The organism is Flavobacterium sp. (assembly GCF_044373165.1).
In the GTDB taxonomy this organism is placed as follows: Bacteria; Bacteroidota; Bacteroidia; order Flavobacteriales; family Flavobacteriaceae; genus Flavobacterium.
On the sequence record NZ_JBILQL010000157.1, the window covers coordinates 1 to 4,681 of the forward strand.

At 38.3% G+C, this 4,681-nt stretch carries 2 protein-coding genes; both read left to right on the forward strand.

The window, feature by feature from the left end; genetic code table 11:
* Window positions 1-587: T9SS type A sorting domain-containing protein (locus ACIQ32_RS12270; protein ID WP_396195965.1), on the forward strand; the 587-nt coding region annotated here is incomplete at its 5' end.
* Between the two features lie 328 nt (window positions 588-915).
* A partial coding sequence (locus tag ACIQ32_RS12275; RefSeq protein ID WP_396195966.1) for a beta strand repeat-containing protein occupies window positions 916-4,681 on the forward strand: 3,766 nt, incomplete at its 3' end.

Sequence of the window (4,681 nt, forward strand, 5' to 3'; positions counted from 1 at the left end):
ACAATGGTTATGATGGCGTAAGTATGGAAACATTATCTAATGATATGTACTTCATTTCAGGCAATTATAAATTGAATATCTTAGCTGATGGCTATTTTAATACGGCTAACACTTATCCTTTAGGTGTAAAAAATGCTACCCCAGGAAACATTAAATTTAGTATCGATGAACTCGAAAATATCCAAGAATCGTTTCCTATTTACTTGTATGACAATGTAACCAACACTTACACTAATTTGAGAGAGCAAGCCTATAAAGCTAATTTACCGGCCGGCACATTTGAAAACAGATTCTCTTTACGCTTCAGCACCGGTGCAGCCTTATCAACACAAGATAATCTATGGAATGGTTTACAAATTATTCATGCTCAAAGCACTCAAATGGTAACCATCAAAAATGATGCATTACAAGTAGACATCAATGGCGTTGAATTGTATAACCTATTAGGACAAAAAATTCACACTTGGTCATTAGAAAACCAAAGCCAAGAGGAAATTAACCTTAAAGTTAACCTAACTTCATCAGGTACATACTTGGTAAAAGTGATTACCAATAAAGGAAGCATCACTAAAAAGATAGTGTTCTAAAACACAACGCAATAAGTAAAAGTAATTCATTTGTTTTTTAATGGGCGACTCGGTTTATACCGGGTCGCTTCAATTTTATACCATTCGTCTAAAAAAACAACCACTAATCGATTAAAAATGTTAATACAGCGAAGAAAAAAATACAAAATTTTGTATTTTTTGTAAGTTTTTTATTGGTATAAAAAACAATAATGTGCATTTCATCGATTTTTTTATGCTTTTTATCGATTATTTAAACTCTTTTGTATAGTTTTGAAACGTCAAATAATCAAATGAAGAGTTTAATAATCTTCAAACAAAAAATATCACATAAGTTAAGCCCAGAGTTATGAAAAAACTATTAACAAGATTACTAAAAAGAAGTTACCTACTTATATTGCTATGCTCAATTGCAACGTTTTCACAAGTAACTATCAGAAGTCAATCTTTTGAGAGTCTTGCAGCTGACAATTTAAATTATTCTGTAACATCAACGTCTAATATCAACGTATCATCAGGTACTGGAGTATCCGGAAGCAACTCTTTAAGTTTTAGAGGCAACAACCAATATGCTACATTTCAAAATGTAGATATTACTGGTTATGCCAATGTTGAAGTTTCCGTTGCATTTGCTTCACTTAATGTAGATAATAATGAAGATTTGTTCATTGAATTCTCTTATGATAATGGCAGCAACTATCAAAGTCCCGTAAAATTAGTGGACGGAAGCAGTAACAAAACGCTTTCCTACGGTACTTCAGATGCCTCTTCTAACCCATATGTCTTTAGTGTCCCTTCAGGCAACAACAGCATAAGATTTCGCATATACTGTGTAGGTGTTGATAATGGAGAATTTTACTATATAGACAATGTAACAGTAAGAGGATATGCCTATCCGGAAATCAATCTGCAAGCTAACAGCACTAATATTGCTTCAGGCAGTACCACTATCTCAACAGCCATCAATACTGATTTTGGCAGCACTGATGTAAATTCAGGAACTGTTTCACAAACCTACACCGTTCAAAATACTGGTATTGCGAATCTTTCTATTTGGTCTGTTTACACTGATAATGGAGATTTTTCAGCTGCCATTTCATCTTCAACAATTACGCCCGGAGGTTCAGCAACCTTAACAGTGACTTTCAATCCTGTTTTAGCCGGTACACGTAGCGGATTGGTTTACATATCTAACAGCGACAGTGATGAAAACCCTTACTCTTTCAGAGTCCAAGGTATAGGAACAGAACAAGAAATCAATTTACAAGGAGGTATTGTATTAACTGATATCCCAAGTGGCACTACAACAACCTCTGATGCTACCGGAACTAACTTTGGTTCTTTACCTACCACTAAAACATTCACTATTCAAAACACAGGTACAAGTCCGCTATCCTTATGGTCAGCTTGGTCTTCACTAACCGATTATACCGTATCTTTTTCTCCAAGTACTATTCCTGCGGGTGGCACAGGTACCTTGACAGTGGTTTACAATCCAACCGGAACTGGTACACGCACTGCCACTATATCACTTTCCAATAACGACGCAAACGAAGGTACCTACACTTTTAGAGTTTCAGGGACAGCAACTGATAAAGAAATAAACGTAAAAGGAAATGCCGTAAATATTACTTCAGGAAGTACCACTATCAACGTAGATAGAAATACTGATTTCGGGAGTACAGATGTGAACACCGGAAGTGTAACCAACAATTTCACTATTGAAAACACAGGCGTTAACAGCTTATCAATTACTGCTGTTTCTTCTAACAGCGGCGACTTTATTGTATCGTTCCCTGCCACTACTATACCGGCTTACAGCTCAGTTACTTTACCGGTAACATTTAACCCTACAGTAGCAGGCACCAGAAATGGTGTGATTACTATCAATAATAATGACAGCAACGAAGGAACTTATACTTTTGCTGTTCGTGGTATAGGTACAGAACAAGAAATCAATGTTCAAGGTGGTGCCGGACCAAGCAATATTCTAAACGGAACAACTTCAGTCTCAGTTGCTACTGGCACTAACTTCGGATCATCTGCCGTAACAAGAACTTTTGTTGTTCAAAACACAGGAACCAGTAACTTAAATATTTCATCGGTTTCCTCAACATTAGCTGATTATGCGGTTAGTATTTCACCAAACGTTGTAACCCCGGGCAGTACTGCTACACTCACAGTTGTCTTCAACCCAACTACAACCGGAACAAGAGCTGCTACCATCTCTATTGTTAGTAACGACTCCGACGAAAGTAATTATACTTTTGCCGTTTCAGCAAACGTAACCGACAGAGAAATCAACGTTAAAGGAAACGGTGTTAGTTTAGTAAATGGTCATACCCTTATCAGTACCGCCAGAAATACTGATTTCGGAAGCGTTCAAGTCGATGGCGGTTCAGCAACCAATAACTTCGTAATTGAAAATATTGGTGGACTTCCTCTAAGTATTTCAACTATCACTTGCAGCAATACCTTTGATTATATTATAAACTTTACGCCAACAGTAATTCCTGCCGGTGGAACTATGACGTTCTCAGTAGAATTTAACCCAATAACCAACGGAGTAAGAACGGGAACAATATTTATAACTAATAACGATGCCGATGAAGCTAACTATCGTTTCAATATTTCAGGTAGAGGTTTACAAGACAACGATGGCGACTCAGTGGACAGCAGCACTGACATTGACGATGACAACGATGGGATAACCGACATCATAGAATGTGGAACCTGTTTGAGTGACCCATTCGTAAACGGTAGTTTTGAAACACCAGTAATTGATGCTTCAAGCTACGCTATTTTACCTACCAGCAGTGTAAACGGTTGGCAAACCAGTGCCGAAAACTTCATCGAAATTTGGAGCAGCGGATTCAATGGTGTAAACGCAGCCAGCGGTAACCAATTTGCCGAATTAAATGCTAACATACCGGGAACATTGTACCAAACATTCTGTTTGAATGGTGCCGGAGGAACTATCAACTGGTCTATCAAACACAGAGGAAGAGGTGGCGTGGATCAAGCTTTCGTAAAAATGGGTAGCACTTTAGCTAACGCTCTAGCTTCAACTCCAATTGTTGAAATGGTTGACGATAATACAGCTTGGGGAACTTATTCGGGAATTTATGCAATTCCAGTAGGGCAAACTCAAATCGTAATTACTTTCCAAGCGGGTTATACCGGATCAGGAAGTGCTTCTGTAGGTAACTTTATCGATGATGTTCAAATTGTAATCAACCAAGGTTGTATCGATTCTGATGGCGATGGTATTCCGGATACAGAAGATTTAGATTCTGATAACGACGGTATTCCGGATATCGAAGAAGCCGGTTTCAAACAGTACAGTAACAATACAGCTACTTTCGACAAAAGTAACCCTTCATTATGGACTGACACTAACAGCAACGGAATGAACGATTACATCGCCAGTATTATTACTGCAGGAACTTACAATGTAACTGACTCTGACGGTGACGGATTGAGAAACTATTTAGATTTTGATAGCGATAACGATTCATTCTTTGACGTAAACGAAGCCGGTGTTTTGAATAGCGACGGAGACATCAACGACGACGGTAAAGGAGATGGTGTAGATACTGACAGAGATGGTGTCCTAGATTCATATGATAACGCAGTTGGTTACGGTACAGTGGCCAGAAGTTACGCTCAGGATACTGACGGAGACGGAATAGCCGACTTCTTAGAATTAGACGCTAACAACGACGGTATTTTCGATATTACAACTTCTTTATACGACAATATCGATACCAATAATGACGGTAAAGTAGACGGAAGTGCCGACGCTGATCGTGACGGAATCTTAGACGCTTTCGACACTAATCCGGCTGTAAAAGGTTCGCCTAGAAACTTGAACAAAAAATTATTATTGGATTTTGACGGAAGAAATGACTATGCAGAAAGTACTCCGGTAGTTGGCGGATTGACCAATGCTACCTTAATGGCTTGGATTGATTTAAGAAACGGTTACACTAATGAAGGCGTTGTAGTAGGTCAGGACAAATTCCAAATCAAAGTGAACAGCAACAGAAAAGTAGAAGCTGTTATAAACAATACTGCTGTAACGAGCACAGATGCCTTAAATACAGCACAATGGT